This is a genomic window from Pseudomonas promysalinigenes (genome assembly GCF_014269025.2).
GTDB classification, from domain to species: Bacteria; Pseudomonadota; Gammaproteobacteria; order Pseudomonadales; family Pseudomonadaceae; genus Aquipseudomonas; species Aquipseudomonas promysalinigenes.
The window spans coordinates 3181652-3198696 of record NZ_CP077094.1; the positions used below are offsets into that span (position 1 = coordinate 3181652).

Sequence of the window (17045 nt, forward strand, 5' to 3'; positions counted from 1 at the left end):
TGCCTGCCCTTTGCACACCAGCGGTGCCACTTGTAAAGAACGTTCCTACAAATACCGCCTACCCGAACTACACAGGAAAGTTTCTTATCGCCGTGCTCTAACCTGCCTTTCGTGCGTCACAACGCCGTTGTCCATTCGTCTATCGCCTGGAGTTGTACGATGCGTCCCGTTTTACCCTACTCGTCTTACCTTGGTGTGCTGGCAATTTTCACCGTCAGCCAGCAAGCCACGGCTGCGCCTGCGATCGAACTGGGTCAGATGCTGGTCAACGCCCAAGAGCAAAGCACACTGGACGACGCACGCGAACGCTTAGAGCAAGTACCTGGCGCCAGCAATCTGATAGACATGGGCAAGGTGGGACAAGGCCGGGTTGTCAGCAATCAGGATGTGCTGGCCTATCAGCCTGGCGTATTCGCCCAATCGGCCGGTAACGACGGTATCAAGCTATCGATCCGTGGCTCGGGCATCAACCGCGCGCCGGGCGCACATGGCTCGGGTGTATACACCATGTTCGACGGCCTGCCGCTCACCGGCCCGGGCGGCACGCCCTATGAACTCTTCGAACCCCTGTGGCTAAGCCGAGCCGAGGTACTGCGCGGGGCCAACGGCTTCGATCAGGGGGCTTTGGCGCTGGGCGGCGCCATCAATTATGTGACCCATACAGGCTTTGATGCAGCGCCGCTGCAAGTGCGCTACGAGCTAGGCAGCCGCGGCTATCAGCACCGCCAGATCAGTTCCGGGCAAGTATTGGGCAACCTTGACTACTACGTGGCCCTGACCGATTCGCAGTACGACGGCTACCAAGCGCACAGCAGCGGCAGCTCGAAAGGTGTTGCCGCCAACGTCGGCTACCGCTTCAACCCGAACCTGGAAACGCGCTTTTACCTACGCTACCGCGAAACCCAGAACGAACTGGCTGGGCGCCTGACCAAGGCGCAGATCAAGCACGACCCTCGCGCGGCCAACCCCGGTTACCTGTCGCGCAATGACAGCCGGCCGCAACCGGGCAGTACCTGGGTCGGCAACAAGACCACGTTCTACTTTGAGGATGATTCGCGCGTGGAAACCGGGCTGGTCTATCACGATTACCCGATGGACCTGCGCGAAGGCGCCATGCGCTTGAAGGTGGCCTACAGCGATGTCAGTGGCACGCTGAACTATTTTCGGCGCGACACCCTATTGGGCTTACAGAGCAAGACCAACATCGGCTGGCGTACTACCAAGCATCTGCCCAATAGCGGCGCTTCTCAGTTCTCGCGGGTCAATGATGTGGTCGGCGCTCGCACTAGAGACTTCAGCTACCAAGGTTCGGACACCGTACTGCATGTCAGTAATGACCTGGAACTGGTGCCCGACCTTTGGCTGACCACCGGGCTGGCCATGATCTACACCCGCCGGGAAAGCGATGTCACCTACCCCGCCAGTGGCGGCAGGGTCAGCCAGCATGATTGGGACTACGCGCCACGCATCGGCCTGCGCTACGACATTCGCCCGGACTTGCAACTGTACGGCAACCTTAGCCGATCGGTAGAGCCACCGCACCCTTGGTCGCTTGTCTGGAGTGCGCCGGTCACCAACCAGCCGATGAAGATGCACAATCAGACAGCCACCACTCTGGAGCTCGGCGCCCGCGGTGATTCGGCGCTAGGACAGTGGGACTTGGCCTGGTACTACTCGCAAGTACGCCATGAGCTGCTGAACGTGGAGGTGGTGCAGGGTCTGCCGTTCAAGGAGTTCAACGCCAGCCCCACCGTGCACCAGGGTATCGAGGCCGGCCTGAACAGCGTTCTCTGGCAGCAACCGGCAAGCGGCAAGCTAAACCTGCGCCAGGCCTATACCTTCAGTGACTTCCATTACCGCGACGATGAAACCTTCGGCGACAACCGCTTGCCCGGCATTCCCATGCATTACTACCAGGCCGAACTGCGCTACGACTGGCCAAGCGGCTTGTATGCCGGGGTCAATACGCAGCTGGCCTCAAAGGTGCAGGTCGATTACGCCAATAGCTACCACGCCGATGCCTACGCCCTGCTTGGTGCGCGCCTGGGCTGGGACTCCCCCAAACAGGACTGGCAAACCTGGCTGGACCTGCGCAACCTGACCAACAAGCGTTACGCCGCTACGGTAACACCAGGCTACAACGATGCAGGCCAGGACGTTGCCCGCTCTACACCGGGTGAGGGCTTGGCGGTGTATGCGGGCGTTTCCTATAGTTTTCGGTAGCAGGCCATCACGACGGTAACTGCACCTGCGGCCTGCTTTCGGCGAAAATTGTCCAACTGGAAAGAAACAGCGCGGCGATCAACGGCCCGATCACGAAGCCATTGAGTCCGAACACTGTCAGCCCGCCCAGCGTAGACACAAGAATCAGGTAGTCGGGCATGCGTGTGTCCTTACCCACCAGGATCGGTCGCAGTAGGTTATCAACCAAGCCAATGACCAGTACGCCGAACGCGGCGAGGATCACCCCCGGCAGAATCGCCCCTGTCAACAGGAAGTAGGCGGCTACCGGGGCCCAGACGATTCCTGCGCCCACTGCCGGCAACAGCGACAGGAACGCCATCAGCACGCCCCAGATCAGCGCACTGGGAATATCCAGCACCCAGAAGATGAAGCCACCCAGTGCCCCCTGGGTGATAGCAACCACCACGTTACCCTTGACGGTAGCTCGTACCACGCGTTGAAACTTGAGCTGCAGCCGACGTTTCTGCTGCTCCGGCAGCGGCACCGCCATGCGTACGCGCCGCGCTATATCGGCGCCCTCACGCAGGAAGAAGTACAGCAAATACGTCATGATGCCGAAGCTCACCAGAAACTCGAACGTGCCCTGGCCGAAACTGAACGCCTGGCTGGCCAGCACCTGGCTACCTTGAGTGGCCCATTTGGTAATCTTGTCACGCAACCCCTCAAGGTTGCCCATGCCCAAGTTGTCCAGCCCGTGCTGGGCAAAGGCCGGAAGCATGTTCTTGCCATGCTCGACGTACCCAGCGATATCCAACTGCCCGCTTTCGATACGCTGATACAAGCTGGCGCCTTCCTGCACCAGCAGCGCACTGGTGACGATCACCGGCAACACCGCCACCAGCAGGCACACCAGCAACGTGGTGAGCGCCGCCAGGTTGCGGCGCCGGCCGAAACGCATGACCAAGTGACGCTGCAGCGGTGCGAACAGGATGCCGAGAATCACCGCCCAGAAGATGGCGCCGTAATAAGGCAGCAGAATCCAGGCGAAGGCGATGGTGACCAGCGCCAGGAGTACTGCCAAGGCTTTGTTCTGTAGAGCGTCGTGGTTCATGGTTGATCCTCAGGTGTCATGGTCCTTAGTGCATCTCACCTTTGCAAAAGTGCCAGCTTGGTCATGATTCAAATCAATACTCCGCTGCCAAACAACCCGTAGCATCCGCGGCTTTGCCCGGTGCGCCCGATGAACCTACCCGCCAAGCCTGAACTGCTAGCCCCTGCTGGCAGCCTGAAGACCCTGCGCTATGCCTTTGCCTACGGCGCCGACGCCGTCTACGCAGGCCAACCCCGCTATAGCCTGCGGGTGCGCAACAACGCGTTCGACCACGCGACCCTGGCCCAAGGCATCGACGAGGCGCATGCCTTGGGCAAACGTTTCTACGTGGTGGTCAACATCGCCCCGCACAACGCCAAGCTCAAGACCTTTCTAAAGGATCTGAAGCCGGTGATCGACATGGCCCCTGATGCTTTGATCATGTCCGATCCTGGCCTGATCATGCTGGTGCGCGAGCACTTTCCCACGATGCCGGTGCACCTTTCGGTGCAGGCCAATACGGTGAACTGGGCCAGCGTGCAGTTCTGGCAGCGATTGGGCCTGAGCCGTGTGATCTTGTCCCGTGAGCTGTCGCTGCAGGAAATCGAAGAAATTCGCCAGCAGGTGCCGGACATGGAGCTGGAGGTATTCGTTCACGGCGCACTGTGCATGGCCTATTCCGGACGCTGCCTGTTGTCCGGATACCTGAACCGACGCGATGCCAACCAAGGCACCTGCACCAATGCCTGCCGCTGGAAGTATCAGGCCACCCCCGCCACACAGAACACTACCGGCGACATCGTCCGCGAGGTCGAGCCAACCTTGGGATTGGGCACGCCGACGGATCAAGTGTTCCTCCTACGCGAAAGCGAACGCCCGGACGGCGACATGCCGGCCTTCGAGGATGAGCATGGGACCTACATCATGAATGCCAAGGACCTGCGCGCCATCCAGCACGTCGGACGCCTGGCGGCCATGGGCGTGCACTCGTTGAAGATCGAAGGCCGCACCAAGAGCCACTTCTACTGTGCCCGGGCGGTACAGTCCTACCGCAAGGCCATCGACGATGCCGTAGCGGGTCGGCCATTTGACATGACGCTGATGGACAACCTCGAATCACTGGCGCAGCGCGGTTATACCGAAGGCTTCCTACGCCGCCATGTGCACGATGAATACCAGAACTACCAGCGTGGCAACTCGCTGTCTGACCGACAGCAATTCGTGGGTGAGCTAACAGGATTGCGCGTGGAGGGCCTGGCCGAGGTCAAGGTCAAGAACCGCTTCGCATTGGGTGATCACCTTGAGTTGATGACCCCGCGTGGCAACTACCACTTCGACCTGCACCGCCTTTGTGATCGCCAGCAACGTGACCTTGAAGTAGCGCCCGGAGATGGTCACGTGGTCTACCTGCCGATCCCCGAACAGGTATCGCTCGACTTCGGCCTGCTGATGCGCGACCTGCGCAACGATGAAAGACCGGCCTGACAACCACCGGCCTGCCAGCAGCGCTGCAGCGCAGGATGCCTTGGGTTATCCTGCTGACCCACTGTCCAAGCCACAGGCCAGCCACGCCTACAGGAGTTGTCCCGACATGCTGCGTAAACACCTGATCACACTCGGCCTGCTGGCCATCACCAGCTTGGCCCAAGCCGCTGAAACCATTGATGTGTACCGCGACCCCAACTGTGGCTGCTGCAAAGCCTGGATCAGTCACTTACGCCAGAACGGCTTCACTGTGAACGACCACGTCGAGCCGAACATGAGCGCTGTCAAACAGCGCTTGGGTGTGGCGCCTCACCTGGCCTCGTGCCACACCGGGGTGATCGGCGGCAAGTTCGTTGAGGGCCATGTGCCTGCCGAGCAGGTGCGCCTGCTCGCTGCGCGTAAGGACCTCAAAGGCTTGGCCGTGCCCGGTATGCCGATGGGTTCGCCGGGCATGGAAATGGCTGGCCGCAAGGATGCCTACCAGGTCATTGGTGTGACCCAGGCTGGCCAGGACACCGTGGTCGCCAACTACTGATGCTGAGCCTGTGGGCGCTATTGCTTAGCGCTTTTGGGGCTGCCACCCTGCTGCCACTGCAATCGGAAGCGGTGCTGGTCGCGCTGCTGCTGCGCCAGCCCGAGGCCTGGATGACGTTGTTGGCAGTCGCCACCTTGGGCAATGTGCTGGGCTCGGTGGTGAACTGGCTGCTTGGCCGAGCCATCGAGCATCTGCGCCATCGGCGCTGGTTCCCATTCAATGCCAGCCAGCTTGAACGGGCACAGCAGCGTTATCAGCGCTGGGGCCAGTGGTCATTGCTGTTGAGCTGGATGCCGGTGATCGGCGACCCCCTGACCCTGATCGCCGGTATCATGCGCGAGCCATTCTGGCGTTTTCTGCTGCTGGTGACCCTGGCCAAGGGCGGGCGCTACATCGTCGTGGCGATGATTACGCTGGGCTGGTTTCATGCTTGGTAACACCTTTGCCCTTTGTGCTAGTCCACTGACTGCTACAGTCGCCAATTCCTACATGGTCCTACACGGAGTGCCCCCATGCTGCGCGCAACCGCTCTGGCCCTGGCCTGCCTCGTCAGCGTTTCGGCCATCGCCGCCGAAACACCCACCTACGGCAAACAGCTCGAAGGTTTCAGCTACCCCCACCCGCTCAAGCACTTTGACTTCCAGTCCCAAGGCCAGCAGCTGCAGATGGGTTATATGGACGTCCCGGCCCGCGGCCAAGCCAATGGTCGCAGCGTGGTACTGATGCACGGCAAGAACTTCTGCGCCGCCACCTGGGAGACCACCATCGAAGCGTTGAGCCAGGCTGGCTACCGGGTGATTGCCCCCGACCAGATCGGGTTCTGCACCTCGACCAAACCGGCCAATTACCAGTACAGCTTTCAGCAACTGGCGGCGAACACCCATGCGCTGCTCGAACAGTTGGGCGTCAAGCAGGCTGTGGTACTCGGCCACTCCACAGGCGGCATGCTCGCCACCCGCTACGCGCTGATGTATCCGCAGCAGGTCGAGCGCCTGGCACTGGTCAATCCCATTGGCCTGGAGGACTGGAAAGCGCTGGGTGTGCCTTATCGCACGGTTGACCAGTGGTATGCCCGCGAACTGAAGCTCAATGCCGAAGGGGTGCGCGAATATGAACGCAAAACCTACTACGTGGGCCGCTGGAAGCCTGAATACGAGCGCTGGGTACAGATGCTGGTAGGGCTGAATCAGGGGCCGGGGCATGAGGCGGTGGCGTGGAACTCGGCGCTGATCTACGACATGATCTTCACCCAACCGGTGTATTACGAGTTCAAAGACTTGAAGATGCCCACGCTGCTGCTGCTCGGTGACAAGGACACCACGGCAATCGGCAGCGATATCGCCCCGCCTGAGGTCAAAGCCAAGCTGGGCAAGTATCAGGACTTGGGGCCGCAGGTCGCCAAACTCATCCCGCAAGGCGAGCTGGTAACCTTCGAGGGCATGGGGCATGCGCCGCAGATCGAGGAGCCACGGCGCTTCAACCGTACGCTTGTGCAATGGCTTGAGCGTTGACCGAGTATCGGGGTGCTGTACCCACGGGCAGCAGCGCCCCCATGGCTGAGCTTGGTCAGGCAAAGCGCTGAAGTTGCATCTCCTTCAGCCGGCTCAGGGTTCTTTGATACGGGAACGCCAAATAACCCTGGGTGTAGAGCTCATCCAACGGAACCTGCGCTTGCAGATAAAGCGCCACGCGGCGGTCATAGCACTCATCGACCAATGCTATGAAACGGCGCACAGCATCGTCCTTGGGTGACAGCATCGGCAACTCACGGTCCCCGGCCGCGACCCGCGTAGCACCATCTTCGGTGCCACGGGCGATGCGCCCGGCGCGCTGCCGAGCTCCGAGAGCCGGAATACCTTCAACCAGAATCGCTGAAAAGCGGTCGCATAGCGCCATGAAATCCATCGCGGCCAATGGACGTTCGCACAGTTCGCTAAAGCGGCACCATACGGCCTGATCACTGCTGCGGATCACATCAATCTGCCGCGATCCGATCTGCAGCGGCGCATCGCTACCGGTGTCGCCGCCGCTGAGCTGCTGGAAGACCTTCTCCAGCGCACGGTCTTTGCTGCCTGCTTCGGCCACCCAGTAACGCTGAAGCGGTGTGCCGGGATGCAGGCGATGGTCGTGGTCGCCTGCCACCGAGAGCACCTGCATGTGACGCTCGATAGCGCCGATGGCAGGTAGGAAGCGCTCGCGATTGAAGCCGTCACGATACAGCTGGTGAGGCGGTTGATTGGAAGTGGCGACAATCACCACTGCGTGATCGAACAACACTTGGAACAGGCGGCCGAGGATGATCGCATCGCCGATATCGTTGACGAACAGCTCATCGAAGCACAAGACACGGATCTGCCCGGCCAGCTCCCGTGCCAGCGCCTGCAAAGGGTCAGCGGTACCGTTGAGCTGGAACAGCCGTTGGTGAACCCAGCCCATGAAGTGGTGAAAGTGCTGGCGCCGGGACGGCACGCTCAGGCAGCGGTGGAACAGGTCCATGAGCCAGGTCTTGCCGCGCCCGACTGGCCCCCAAAGGTACAGGCCCTGGGGCGTGTTACCCTTTAGCAGCACCTCGAAACAAGCTTGCAGGGCCTCGACAGCCTTGGCTTGCGCGGGGTCCTCGGCAAAGCCTTGTTCTGTAATCGCAGTGCGATAGAGATTCAGTGGGTCTGGTTGCATGACTGCAGGCTTGGCCATTGAGAGCTGCATTGTATGGGCTGGCCCTTTTGCGGGTAAACCTGACCCCACGAACACTGAACATGTATTTGAGGTAAGTCACTGTATGGCAGCGGCCGCCAGCGCTTTACAGGGCCTCTGAACCGTCACTCAACCCCACTTTCAGCAGCGCACCATCCTTGGCATCGGTCAGCACATACAGGTAGCCATCCGGCCCAACCCGCACGTCGCGGATCCGTGCGTTCAGTTCACCCAACAAGCGTTCTTCATGGACAACCTTGTCGCCATCGAGCTGCAAGCGGATCAGCGACTGAGATGCCAGAGCCCCTATGAACAAGTTGTGATCCCAGGCCTTGAAGGTAGGGCTGTCGTAGAAGGCCATGCCGCTGATACCTGGCGATTTTTCCCAGACATGGTGCGGGTCGACCATACCGTCCACATGCTTGCCCTTGGCCTCGGGGATGGGCAACAGAGAATAGTTGATACCGTGAGTGGCAATCGGCCAGCCGTAATTCTTGCCGGGCTGCGGGATGTTGATCTCGTCGCCACCGCGCGGGCCATGTTCGTGGGTCCAGAGCTTGCCAGTCCAGGGGTTGAGCGCGGCACCCTGTTGGTTACGGTGGCCGAACGACCAGATTTCCGGGCGCACGCCTTGCTTGCCGACGAAAGGATTATCCTTGGGTATCTCACCGTCGGGCAGAATCCGTACGACCTTGCCCTGAAGTTTGTCCAAATCTTGAGCGGTGGGGCGCTGGTTGTTCTCGCCCAAAGCCACGAACAAGAAGCCGTCGCGATCGAACACGAGCCGCGAACCGAAATGGTTGCCTACAGAGAGTTTGGGCTGTTGGCGAAAGATCACATTGAAGTTTTCCAGCCGGGCGCGATCTTCGGACAACTGGCCACGTCCCACTGCCGTGCCTGCCTTGCCATCACTGCCCTGCTCGGCATAGGACAGGTAGACCGTGCGGTCCTTTGCGAACTCTGGCGACAACACGACATCGAGCAATCCGCCCTGGCCTTCGCTCCAGACCTTGGGCACTCCGTTGATGGGCGGCCCGACCTTGCCTTCGGCGCTGATTACCCGAAGGTTGCCGGAACGCTCGGTGACCAGCATGTCCTTGCCACCTGGCAGAAACGCCAATGCCCAGGGGTAGCGCAGGCCGTCAGCCAGAGTGCTGACGGTGAGCTGGCCTTCTTCACTGGGGAGCTGTTGCTCTGGAGCCGCGTGAGCAATCAAAGGCAGCAATGCGGCGACTGTCAGGGTGGTCAACCAGGTGGCTCGGATCATTCGGAATTCCTTTCTGGCAGATGGGCTCAAGGCGCACGTGGGTTTTCGCGCGGCGGTCGGGAGGGTTCCAGGTTTGGCACCTGCTGCTGGCGGCGCAGGTTATCGCCGTTGCCGATGCCACGATTGTCCAGACTTGGTGTGCGGTACGTCGGTACTGTGGAGGGGCCGCGAACAGGTGGGGCGGCCGGAACGCTACCCTGACGGCTGTTGGGGTTAGCGCGCTGGATCGGGCTGTTGTAGGGATTACTGTTGCTCGCGGAGGGCTGCAAGGGCGTAGCCTGCGCCTGCAGGCACCATAGCAAGGTGATGGCAATCACCGGGGATGTAAGGTTCATGCTTCACCTCTTGTACGAAAATGCTCGCCTTAAGCAGTTTGATAGCCTAAGGCGCGCTGGGTTCGGGACAAAAGTATGAATGCGATTCCTCATGTTTCAGATAAGCCCGATGGGCCAGACCTTTACGTCAATGCATCACCGTGCAATATCGACCTTGTGCCGAGCCGCGTATAGGCACAGCATCTCCATGGCCAAAGTAGCGCCAGCCAAGGCCGTGATATCGGCATGGTCATAGGCTGGCGCGACTTCCACCAGGCCCATCCCCACGAGGTTGATGCCACGCAGGCCACCAAGGATTTCAGAGGCCTGAGCAATCAGTACGCCATGCTCCAGGTCAGGGTGTAGGTTCGCCCTCGGCCCTGGTAGTCATACAGATAAGCCGGGCCATAGGTCGGCGAATAGAACAATGTCGCCCGTTGGCCCCACACCGTGCTGTAACGCTTGTCCAGTAAGTTCTGGATACCCGCACTGAAGGTGCCAAAACCGCTGTCCTGGCTGGCAAGCAAATCGAAGGTGGTATAGCCGTCGATCTCATGGTCGGCATCGTCTTTGAGACTGAAAGCGTGATTGGCCTGCAGCCGGGCGCTGCGGCCATCCGCCTTGTAACCGACGAAGGCGGTGGCCTTGGACAGTGAAGCATAGCGGGCATCGCGCTTGATCCAGTCGCCATCGGCGCCCTGCTCTTCAGACCGGGTCAGGTGCAGCGTGCCGCCAGCTTCCCAGCCGGTCTGGAAGTGCCGGGTCAACGCGCCTTCAAAGCCGAAGTCGCGGCTCTTCTGGTCTTCGACGTCGATGGTTAGAGTCTGCGAGTCGACATTGATGATCTTGTCAGACCAAATGTAATACAGCGCCGCCTGCGCGTCCCAGTCCAGGTCCGCATAACGCCAACCCAGCTCGACCTGGCGGCTTTTGATGCCGGCCAGCGGGTTGTCCGCCACGCTCAGGCCCGGTTTACCGTAGTACTTCGCCGGGTCCGGCAGGTCGAAACCTTCGCCGTAATTGGCCCACAGCTGATGGCCGTTCTTGAAGTCGTAGATGGCGCCGGCATTGTACAGGTTGACCTCATAATCGTTGCTGCCACCCGGCACGCCTTTGAAATCGCTGACATCGACGTCCATCTGCTGGCGCCGGGCGCCGCCTGACAAGGTCAGGTTGTCGGTGGCGTGCCAGTCGAGCTGGGCATAGACCGAAACACCATCGACACGATAACTGGGATACCGCGCTGCTTTGCTCTGCTTGTCCAGGTCCAGGCCCCCGCTTTGGGATGAGGTCCAGGCGTCGAATGTGGTCTGGTCGGCACTGAAGCGCTCACGATCAAGGTCCAGGCCATAGGTCAGCTTGAGCGTATCCCACTGCTTGGCGAATAGCCCTTTGAGGCTGCTGACTTCGAAATTCTGCTGTGAGCCTGCAAAGTAAACCCCGCGCGAACCGGTCGGCGTAGCCCGGTTGTAATAGGGAAATGGATAGAAGTTGTCGTTTTCCTTGCGGTAGGAGGCCTGCAGGTAGAAATCCTGGCCAAGCACATCGGTATGGTGATAGTTGGCATTGAGCAGCAGACGTCGGATGCGCGGCTGCAGATCCGAGGAATAGCCGCTGCGCAGCTCGGCATCTTCCAGGTCCGATGGCGCGTTGTAGTTCAGATTGGGAAAATAGATGCCAGTGCTGCCGTGATTGCCTGAATCGTAATACTGCGCCAGCAGATCGAGGCTCTGTTGGTCTGTGAGTTTCAAGCCAAGCGAGCCCAGCACATCGAGCGTACGGTTGTATTGCAGGTCGGTCTGGGTGTTATCGATGAAAATCTGCTCGCCCGCGCCATCGTAGAACGCCTCGTTCTGCTCGCCGGAAACACCCAGGCGTGCGCTGACTCGGTCGTTGCCGCCACTGATCGACTGGGCGAAACGCGTGGCCAAGTCGTCACTGTTGTTGAAGCCGGAGCTCGCACCCAACTGGGTTTCGAAGCGGGCCGGGCCTGGTTCGCCCTTCTTGGTGACGATGTTGATGATGCCGCCAGTGGCGCCGCCGCCATAGATGGCACTGGCCCCGGAGAGCACCTCGACGCGCTCGACGTTGAACGGTGAAATGCTGTCGAACTGGCGTGAAAGCCCGCGCGAGCTGTTCTGACTGACACCGTCGATCATCACCAGGACATTGCGCCCACGCATGTTCTGGCCATAGCTGGTGCGCCCCTCGGGGGCCAGGTCCAGGCCCGGCACGAGCTTGCCGATGGCCTCCTTGAGGCTGACGCCGCTGTCGATCTGTTCACGCAGTTGCTGTTGGTCTACGACCCACACTGTACCGGCTATTTCACTGATGGCGGTGCTGGTGCGCGAAGCGACGCTGACTTCGATGGGTTTGAGGTTGACCGCCTGCGCAACAGGCACGGCCGTGCGCAAGGTGACCGTACGCGCATCGGTGAACTGCCAAGCCATGCCGCTGCCTGCGAGCAGCAATTGCAACGCCTGCTCGACGCTGTAACTGCCTTGCAGCGCCGGGCTGCTAAGCCCAGCTACCTCACCCGTGGTGTACAACAGTTGCAAACCCGCCTGGTCGGCAAAGGTAGTCAGGGCCTGATCCAGTGGCTGCGCCGGCAGGTCCAGTTGAACTACACGGGCCTGGGTATGTGCGACCCCATCGGAGGCCGCCCACCCCTGGATGGGGCCAGAAAGCACGGCCAGCGCACTGCAGGACATCAAGGCCAGGTGAAGACGACTTCCGCGACGGTGGTAAGGCTTGGGCATAAAAGACACGAATGAGCTTCCAGACAAGTCGTAATTAAGAATGGGTTACTGATCAGTCCCACTACGACGATCTGGCACAGCCAAACTTGCAGCACCAAATGAAAAAAATTCTGATTATTTTTTACAGAATCAATGCACCACGGCCAGCCATGGCAGATGAGTGACCTTGATACCGTAGCGCTGCTCAAGGGTGTGCAGCAGCGCTTGAGGGTCGTTCAGGTCGAAGACACCACTGATTTGCAGGGCCCCCAATGTGCTATCGGACAGCACGATTCGGCCGTGCTGGTAGCGCTCAAGCTCCGCGAGCACCTGGCGCAGCGGTTTGCCATTGAATATCAGCTTGCCGCGCTGCCAGGCTGTCTGCGCCTCGGCGTCGGCGGCGACGGCCAGGGGAAGCCCGCCGATACTGGCACTGCCCTGGGCCAGTACCACCTGGCCGTTACGACGCACACTGAAGGTTGCAGCGCGGCTTTGCACCGACTGCCCTGCGGTTTCGACCACGAAAGGCCGTGGATCATCAGCAGTTTCGAACAACGCCTCACCCGCTTGCAGCCTCACCCGGCGCTCACGTGCACTAAAAGCCACGCTCAAGGCACTTGCGCTGTTGAGCGTAACCTGCGACCCGTCGGCCAAGGTCACGCGTTGTTGTTCGCCAATGGCCGTGCGGTAGTCCGCCAACCAAACAGGCATCTGTTGCCAGCCGCTGTAACCTACGATCAGCAATACCAGCGAGGCAGCGATGCTCATTGCCCAGCGGCGCTTGCTGCGGGGCTCAGGGACCGTCGCCTGCCCTTGGGAAATTGGCGCGTGGCCGATTTCTTCCCACAGCCCCTCGGCTTCGCGTCCGGCTTCGGCATGAGCCGGGCTCAATTGGCACCAACGCTGGTAACGTTCCCGGTCGGCCGGGCTGGCATGGCCTGAGTGCAGCAGCACCTGCCAGTCGAGGGCATCGTCGGACAAGTTGCAGATGGGCTGAGGAGAAGGCATGGTCAACCTGTCAGTCATGGTTGTGCTTGAGCCAGTCGCGACAATGGCGCAGCGCTTGGCCGATGTATTTTGCCACCATGCTTTCGGAAACACCCAGTCGTTGTGCAATCTGTGCGTGGGTCAGGCCATCGACCCGGTTCAGCAATAGCGCCTGACGCGCATTGGCAGGCAGTTGCATTAGCGCCTCATCCAGGATCTGCAAGCGCTCACGCGCGAGCAAAGCCGCCTCCGGGGCAGGCCGTGTACACGCAACCTCGCCTGTGACATCGCTTCCATTGTGGCTGGCGGCAATGCGTTGTTCGCGGCGCAATGCATCGATGGCCAGGTTTGCAGCCACGCGAAAGATGAAACTACGCGCATGTAGTACGGCCACCGATTGTTCGTCGATCTTCAGCAGCTTTAGATAAGTTTCCTGAGCCACGTCAGCTGCACGCTGCCGATCACTCATACGCCGGGTAAGAAAACGCAAAAGGTCGTCGTAATGCTCTTGGAAACTTGCCAGCAAACCGGAGGCGGGTGATGTCAGCATGAGGTAGAGGTGCTGCCAGTAAGATGAATTATCGGGCGTTAATGAGAAACAGTATCTTTCATAACACCGGGTACTTTCAACGCTGACGTGCATTTGACACACTGCGGCCTCAACTTCGTCGGCAAGGTACTTACAATGGCTGCCCGTTTGCCCCGTTATGTCCGCATGCTCCTGGCTCTGTTTCTGGCAAGCGGCCTCAGTGCCTGCGCACTGTTCCAGGCCCATGACCCGCTCAACATCAGCGTGATCGGCGTCGAACCTTTACCAGGGCAAGAGCTGGAAATGCGCATGGCCATTAAGCTAAGGGTGCAAAACCCAAACGAGGCGGCCATCGACTACAGCGGCGTAGCCCTGAACCTGGAGGTCAACGGCCAGCCGCTGGCAGCAGGCGTCAGTGACCAGCAAGGGCATATCGGCCGCTACGACGAAGGCGTAATCGTGGTACCTGTGAGCGTCACAGCATTCGCCTTCCTGCGTCAGGCCTACGGGTTGGGCAAGCTTGATTCGTTGCAGGGACTACCTTACAAGCTTCGCGGCAAGTTGGCCGCAGGCCCGCTGGGCACCGTCCGCTTCACCGACGAGGGCAAACTAGACCTGCCCAAAGATGGCAGCTTTTACTGGTAAGGGCCGTATCAACGATTTGCGCTGGCTGCGGCCATCATTTTGTTGACCTCGCTGCGCACCATATCGGCGTACTCGGGTGGTGACATGCTGTCGAGCTCGGTACGCACCCACTCTGCCCACTTGCCCTTACGGCGAGATTTTTCGGCGATCAACCGGGCGGCCTCGCCCTTGGCCTTACCTAGGTTGTTCTTCCACATCTCGAACAGCCGGGCCTTTTGCGCCTCGATCTGCGCCCGTTCCTCGAAGCTCATGTTGGCCAGATTGAAACTCATGGATGCACCTGCCTGTTGAACACGGGCGCTATCTTACACCGGGAGGGTGTATCAACGACAAAGCCATCGCAACTTTCCTGGCGCGCCGGCATCCATTGTACAAACCACTGCATCGACGAGGACGTGTTCATGGCTCGAAAAAAAACCACTTTGGCCGACAATGATCAGATCAAGGATCAAGTATTCAGTGAGCTGCAGGCATTGATCGAGGAATCGGAAAAGCTGCTCAGCCAAAGCGCCACACTGGTGGGTGAAGAAGCTGAAACCCTACGGGCTCAGATCAGCCTGAAACTGCGTCAGGCAGGCCAGGCTGCCGGCCAGGTACGCGCCAAGGCGCAGCCGGCAGTTGAGGCCACCGAAAATTATATTGGTGGCCATCCATGGCAGACCGTTGCAGTGTCAGCCGGCTTCGGTTTGGTAATAGGTTTGATTTTAGGGCGTCGCCACTGAATCTCAGGCAGCCTGTACCATGGGAATTCCGCTGTGAAAACGTAGTTCCTGGTCCGGTGACGTGATGAGTTCGGCCTCGGCCTCACGAACTAGGGTGATGCGGCGGTCAATATCCGTCTCGTCACCATACTGGTGGGCCAGCTTCAGATAGCCTTGGTAGTGACGTGCCTCGCTCTTTAGCAGGCCGTGGTAGAAACTGCCGAGTTCTTCATCCAAGTGAGGCACCAAGGCTGCAAAACGCTCGCAACTACGCGCTTCGATGAATGCCCCGACTACCAGAGTATCAACCAGCTTGGCCGGCTCATGGGCACGCACCAATCGACGCAGACCCGAAGCGTAACGGCCTGCCGATACCGGTCGCAGCGGCACTCCTCGACGCTTCATCAAGCGCAGCACCTGTTCGTGATGCACCAGCTCTTCCCGTGCCAGCCGCGACATCATGTTGATCAGGTCCAAGTGGGTGTTGTACTTGGCAATCAGGCTCAACGCGGTGCTGGCAGCCTTGAATTCGCAGTTCTTATGATCGATCAGCAAGGTTTGCTGGTCGGCAAGTGCTGCCTCTATCCAGGCATCTGGGGTTGGGCAGCCAAGAAAAGCTTCGATTTCGGGGATCAGGGACATATGCGAACAACCACACTGGACAGGCAAGACCGGCGATTATACCGACGGTGGCATGCAGCACCAGTGACTATGCTTGATGTACATCAAACGGCGATACGAGAGGCGCCGACTATAGTCAGGCATGCCCATCCCCAGAAAGGAGTTCTCACCATGCAAGCGGTTCGCAGCATTCTGGTCGTCCTTGACCCCGAACATGCCCACAGCCTTGCACTGACGCGAGCCAAACTGATCGCTGGTGTGACCGGAGCCCGTCTGCACTTGGTGATGTGTGACAAGAAGCACGACCACAGCGCCCTCCTCAGCCTGCTCGGTAACCAGCTGCGCGAAGATGGTTACGATGATGTCACCCATGAGCAGACCTGGCACGAAACCCTGCATGAGTCGATCATCGCGGTGCAGCAAGCCGAAGGTTGCGAGTTGGTCATCAAGGAGCATCGACCGGATAATCCACTCAAAAAAGCACTATTGACGCCTAGCGACTGGAAGCTCCTACGCCAGTGCCCTTGCGCTGTATTGATGGTCAAGAGCGAGCGGCCTTGGACGGGCGGTGTGATCTTGGCGGCGGTGGATGTCGGCAACCAGGATGAGGATCACCGTCGATTGCATGCCAGCATTGTCGATCATGGCTATGGAATTGCGGGCTTGGCCAAGGGGGCCCTGCATGTGGTCAGTGCCCACCCCTCCCCTATGCTTTCAGCAGCCGATCCCGTGTATCAACTTACCGATACGATTGAAAAGCGCTACCGAGAAGCCTGCAGAGCGTTCCAAGCGCAATTTGATATCAGCGAAGATCACCTACACGTCGCGGAAGGCCCCGCCGATGTATTGATTCCATACTTCGAGAAGAAGTTGAATGCAGTTGTCACGGTGATCGGTACCGTCGCGCGCGGCGGAGTTTCCGGGGCACTGATAGGCAATACCGCAGAAGTGGTGCTCGACTCGCTGGAGGGTGATGTTCTGGTGCTAAAAAGCGAAGAAGTAACAGCCCATCTGGCGGAACTTGCTCAAGGATAAGACATACCTGAGAAAGACAAAACCCCTATCTGCATACGCAGATAGGGGTTTTGCGAAATGAATCTTGACGATGACCTACTCTCACATGGGGAAACCCCACACTACCATCGGCGATGCATCGTTTCACTACTGAGTTCGGGATGGGATCAGGTGGTTCCAATGCTCTATGGTCGTCAAGAAATTCTGTAGCCAGAATGTCCTGTTGGACAGCCCAGCGAAT

General features: G+C 59.6%; 16 protein-coding genes, 1 rRNA gene and 2 pseudogenes. 8 read left to right on the forward strand and 11 right to left on the reverse strand.

What is annotated here, in order from left to right; genetic code table 11:
- Positions 1–159 precede the first annotated feature (159 nt).
- A complete protein-coding gene (locus HU725_RS14610) occupies positions 160–2223 on the forward strand; it encodes a TonB-dependent receptor family protein (RefSeq protein ID WP_186478968.1) in 2064 nt (687 codons plus the stop codon).
- Between the two features lie 7 nt (positions 2224–2230).
- Here the strand turns inward: HU725_RS14610 and HU725_RS14615 are convergent, their stop codons facing one another.
- Positions 2231–3295 carry an AI-2E family transporter gene (locus HU725_RS14615; RefSeq protein ID WP_186478969.1) on the reverse strand — a complete coding sequence of 355 codons (1065 nt, stop codon included), beginning with the start codon at positions 3293–3295 and terminating at the stop codon, positions 2231–2233.
- Between the two features lie 129 nt (positions 3296–3424).
- On the opposite strand from HU725_RS14615, the gene trhP reads away from it, so the two are divergent.
- The 4 genes from trhP (at position 3425) to HU725_RS14635 (ending at position 6805) form a co-directional block, all read left to right on the forward strand.
- On the forward strand, positions 3425–4759 hold the full coding sequence (trhP, locus tag HU725_RS14620; protein WP_186478970.1) for a prephenate-dependent tRNA uridine(34) hydroxylase TrhP: 1335 nt from the start codon (positions 3425–3427) through the stop codon (positions 4757–4759).
- A 106-nt stretch (positions 4760–4865) separates the two neighbouring features.
- The gene (locus tag HU725_RS14625) at positions 4866–5294 is read left to right on the forward strand and encodes a DUF411 domain-containing protein (protein ID WP_186478971.1); all 429 of its coding nucleotides are present in this window, start codon (positions 4866–4868) and stop codon (positions 5292–5294) included.
- The gene (locus tag HU725_RS14630) at positions 5294–5731 is read left to right on the forward strand and encodes a YqaA family protein (protein ID WP_060480452.1); all 438 of its coding nucleotides are present in this window, start codon (positions 5294–5296) and stop codon (positions 5729–5731) included. Before HU725_RS14625 ends, HU725_RS14630 begins: the two co-directional genes overlap by 1 nt.
- A gap of 75 nt (positions 5732–5806) precedes the next feature.
- A complete protein-coding gene (locus HU725_RS14635; protein WP_186478972.1) occupies positions 5807–6805 on the forward strand; it encodes an alpha/beta fold hydrolase in 999 nt (332 codons plus the stop codon).
- Positions 6806–6860: 55 nt separating this feature from the next.
- Here the strand turns inward: HU725_RS14635 and zapE are convergent, their stop codons facing one another.
- From zapE to HU725_RS14670, 7 genes and pseudogenes are all read right to left on the reverse strand, one after another.
- Positions 6861–7970, reverse strand: coding sequence for a cell division protein ZapE (zapE, locus tag HU725_RS14640; protein ID WP_186478980.1), 1110 nt, complete (start codon positions 7968–7970; stop codon positions 6861–6863).
- A 124-nt stretch (positions 7971–8094) separates the two neighbouring features.
- Entirely contained in the window at positions 8095–9255 is a 1161-nt protein-coding gene (locus HU725_RS14645) for a PQQ-dependent sugar dehydrogenase (protein ID WP_186478973.1), read from the reverse strand.
- A 26-nt stretch (positions 9256–9281) separates the two neighbouring features.
- Positions 9282–9590 carry a thioredoxin domain-containing protein gene (locus HU725_RS14650; protein ID WP_186478974.1) on the reverse strand — a complete coding sequence of 103 codons (309 nt, stop codon included), beginning with the start codon at positions 9588–9590 and terminating at the stop codon, positions 9282–9284.
- Between the two features lie 135 nt (positions 9591–9725).
- Positions 9726–9899 (reverse strand): annotated as a pseudogene (locus tag HU725_RS14655) (arginase family protein); the annotation flags it as partial.
- Positions 9900–9904: 5 nt separating this feature from the next.
- Positions 9905–12328 (reverse strand): TonB-dependent receptor, encoded by a 2424-nt coding sequence (locus HU725_RS14660; RefSeq protein ID WP_186478981.1) that lies wholly within the window; start codon positions 12326–12328, stop codon positions 9905–9907.
- A gap of 129 nt (positions 12329–12457) precedes the next feature.
- Positions 12458–13333: a FecR family protein gene (locus tag HU725_RS14665; protein ID WP_347709422.1), complete on the reverse strand. Its 876-nt coding sequence runs from the start codon at positions 13331–13333 to the stop codon at positions 12458–12460.
- 7 nt (positions 13334–13340) lie between these two features.
- Positions 13341–13844, reverse strand: a pseudogene (locus HU725_RS14670) (RNA polymerase sigma factor); the annotation flags it as partial.
- Positions 13845–13979: 135 nt separating this feature from the next.
- Between HU725_RS14670 and HU725_RS14675 the strand changes: the two are divergent.
- Positions 13980–14468, forward strand: coding sequence for an LEA/WHy family protein (locus tag HU725_RS14675; RefSeq protein WP_186478977.1), 489 nt, complete (start codon positions 13980–13982; stop codon positions 14466–14468).
- 8 nt (positions 14469–14476) lie between these two features.
- Here the strand turns inward: HU725_RS14675 and HU725_RS14680 are convergent, their stop codons facing one another.
- Complete coding sequence (locus HU725_RS14680) at positions 14477–14740, reverse strand: hypothetical protein (RefSeq protein ID WP_060480444.1); 264 nt, start codon at positions 14738–14740, stop codon at positions 14477–14479.
- A gap of 129 nt (positions 14741–14869) precedes the next feature.
- Here HU725_RS14680 and HU725_RS14685 point away from each other — a divergent pair, with 129 nt between their 5' ends.
- Positions 14870–15190 carry an ElaB/YgaM/YqjD family protein gene (locus HU725_RS14685; RefSeq protein WP_186478982.1) on the forward strand — a complete coding sequence of 107 codons (321 nt, stop codon included), beginning with the start codon at positions 14870–14872 and terminating at the stop codon, positions 15188–15190.
- Between the two features lie 3 nt (positions 15191–15193).
- On the opposite strand, the gene HU725_RS14690 is transcribed toward HU725_RS14685, so the two are convergent.
- Complete coding sequence (locus HU725_RS14690; RefSeq protein ID WP_186478978.1) at positions 15194–15811, reverse strand: MiaE family protein; 618 nt, start codon at positions 15809–15811, stop codon at positions 15194–15196.
- Between the two features lie 150 nt (positions 15812–15961).
- On the opposite strand from HU725_RS14690, the gene HU725_RS14695 reads away from it, so the two are divergent.
- The gene (locus tag HU725_RS14695; RefSeq protein ID WP_186478979.1) at positions 15962–16825 is read left to right on the forward strand and encodes a universal stress protein; all 864 of its coding nucleotides are present in this window, start codon (positions 15962–15964) and stop codon (positions 16823–16825) included.
- Positions 16826–16887: 62 nt separating this feature from the next.
- On the opposite strand, the gene rrf is transcribed toward HU725_RS14695, so the two are convergent.
- Positions 16888–17003, reverse strand: a 5S ribosomal RNA gene (gene rrf / locus HU725_RS14700).
- Between the last annotated feature and the right edge of the window lie 42 nt (positions 17004–17045).

What these genes read in the sequence shown, in the direction of transcription:
- HU725_RS14610 (WP_186478968.1), top strand. Translation starts at nt 160, where the DNA reads ATGCGTCCCGTTTTACCCTACTCGTCTTACCTTGGTGTGCTGGCAATT.
- HU725_RS14615 (WP_186478969.1), bottom strand. Translation starts at nt 3,295, where the DNA reads ATGAACCACGACGCTCTACAGAACAAAGCCTTGGCAGTACTCCTGGCG.
- trhP (WP_186478970.1), top strand. Translation starts at nt 3,425, where the DNA reads ATGAACCTACCCGCCAAGCCTGAACTGCTAGCCCCTGCTGGCAGCCTG.
- HU725_RS14625 (WP_186478971.1), top strand. Translation starts at nt 4,866, where the DNA reads ATGCTGCGTAAACACCTGATCACACTCGGCCTGCTGGCCATCACCAGC.
- HU725_RS14630 (WP_060480452.1), top strand. Translation starts at nt 5,294, where the DNA reads ATGCTGAGCCTGTGGGCGCTATTGCTTAGCGCTTTTGGGGCTGCCACC.
- HU725_RS14635 (WP_186478972.1), top strand. Translation starts at nt 5,807, where the DNA reads ATGCTGCGCGCAACCGCTCTGGCCCTGGCCTGCCTCGTCAGCGTTTCG.
- zapE (WP_186478980.1), bottom strand. Translation starts at nt 7,970, where the DNA reads ATGCAACCAGACCCACTGAATCTCTATCGCACTGCGATTACAGAACAA.
- HU725_RS14645 (WP_186478973.1), bottom strand. Translation starts at nt 9,255, where the DNA reads ATGATCCGAGCCACCTGGTTGACCACCCTGACAGTCGCCGCATTGCTG.
- HU725_RS14650 (WP_186478974.1), bottom strand. Translation starts at nt 9,590, where the DNA reads ATGAACCTTACATCCCCGGTGATTGCCATCACCTTGCTATGGTGCCTG.
- HU725_RS14660 (WP_186478981.1), bottom strand. Translation starts at nt 12,328, where the DNA reads ATGCCCAAGCCTTACCACCGTCGCGGAAGTCGTCTTCACCTGGCCTTG.
- HU725_RS14665 (WP_347709422.1), bottom strand. Translation starts at nt 13,333, where the DNA reads ATGACTGACAGGTTGACCATGCCTTCTCCTCAGCCCATCTGCAACTTG.
- HU725_RS14675 (WP_186478977.1), top strand. Translation starts at nt 13,980, where the DNA reads ATGGCTGCCCGTTTGCCCCGTTATGTCCGCATGCTCCTGGCTCTGTTT.
- HU725_RS14680 (WP_060480444.1), bottom strand. Translation starts at nt 14,740, where the DNA reads ATGAGTTTCAATCTGGCCAACATGAGCTTCGAGGAACGGGCGCAGATC.
- HU725_RS14685 (WP_186478982.1), top strand. Translation starts at nt 14,870, where the DNA reads ATGGCTCGAAAAAAAACCACTTTGGCCGACAATGATCAGATCAAGGAT.
- HU725_RS14690 (WP_186478978.1), bottom strand. Translation starts at nt 15,811, where the DNA reads ATGTCCCTGATCCCCGAAATCGAAGCTTTTCTTGGCTGCCCAACCCCA.
- HU725_RS14695 (WP_186478979.1), top strand. Translation starts at nt 15,962, where the DNA reads ATGCAAGCGGTTCGCAGCATTCTGGTCGTCCTTGACCCCGAACATGCC.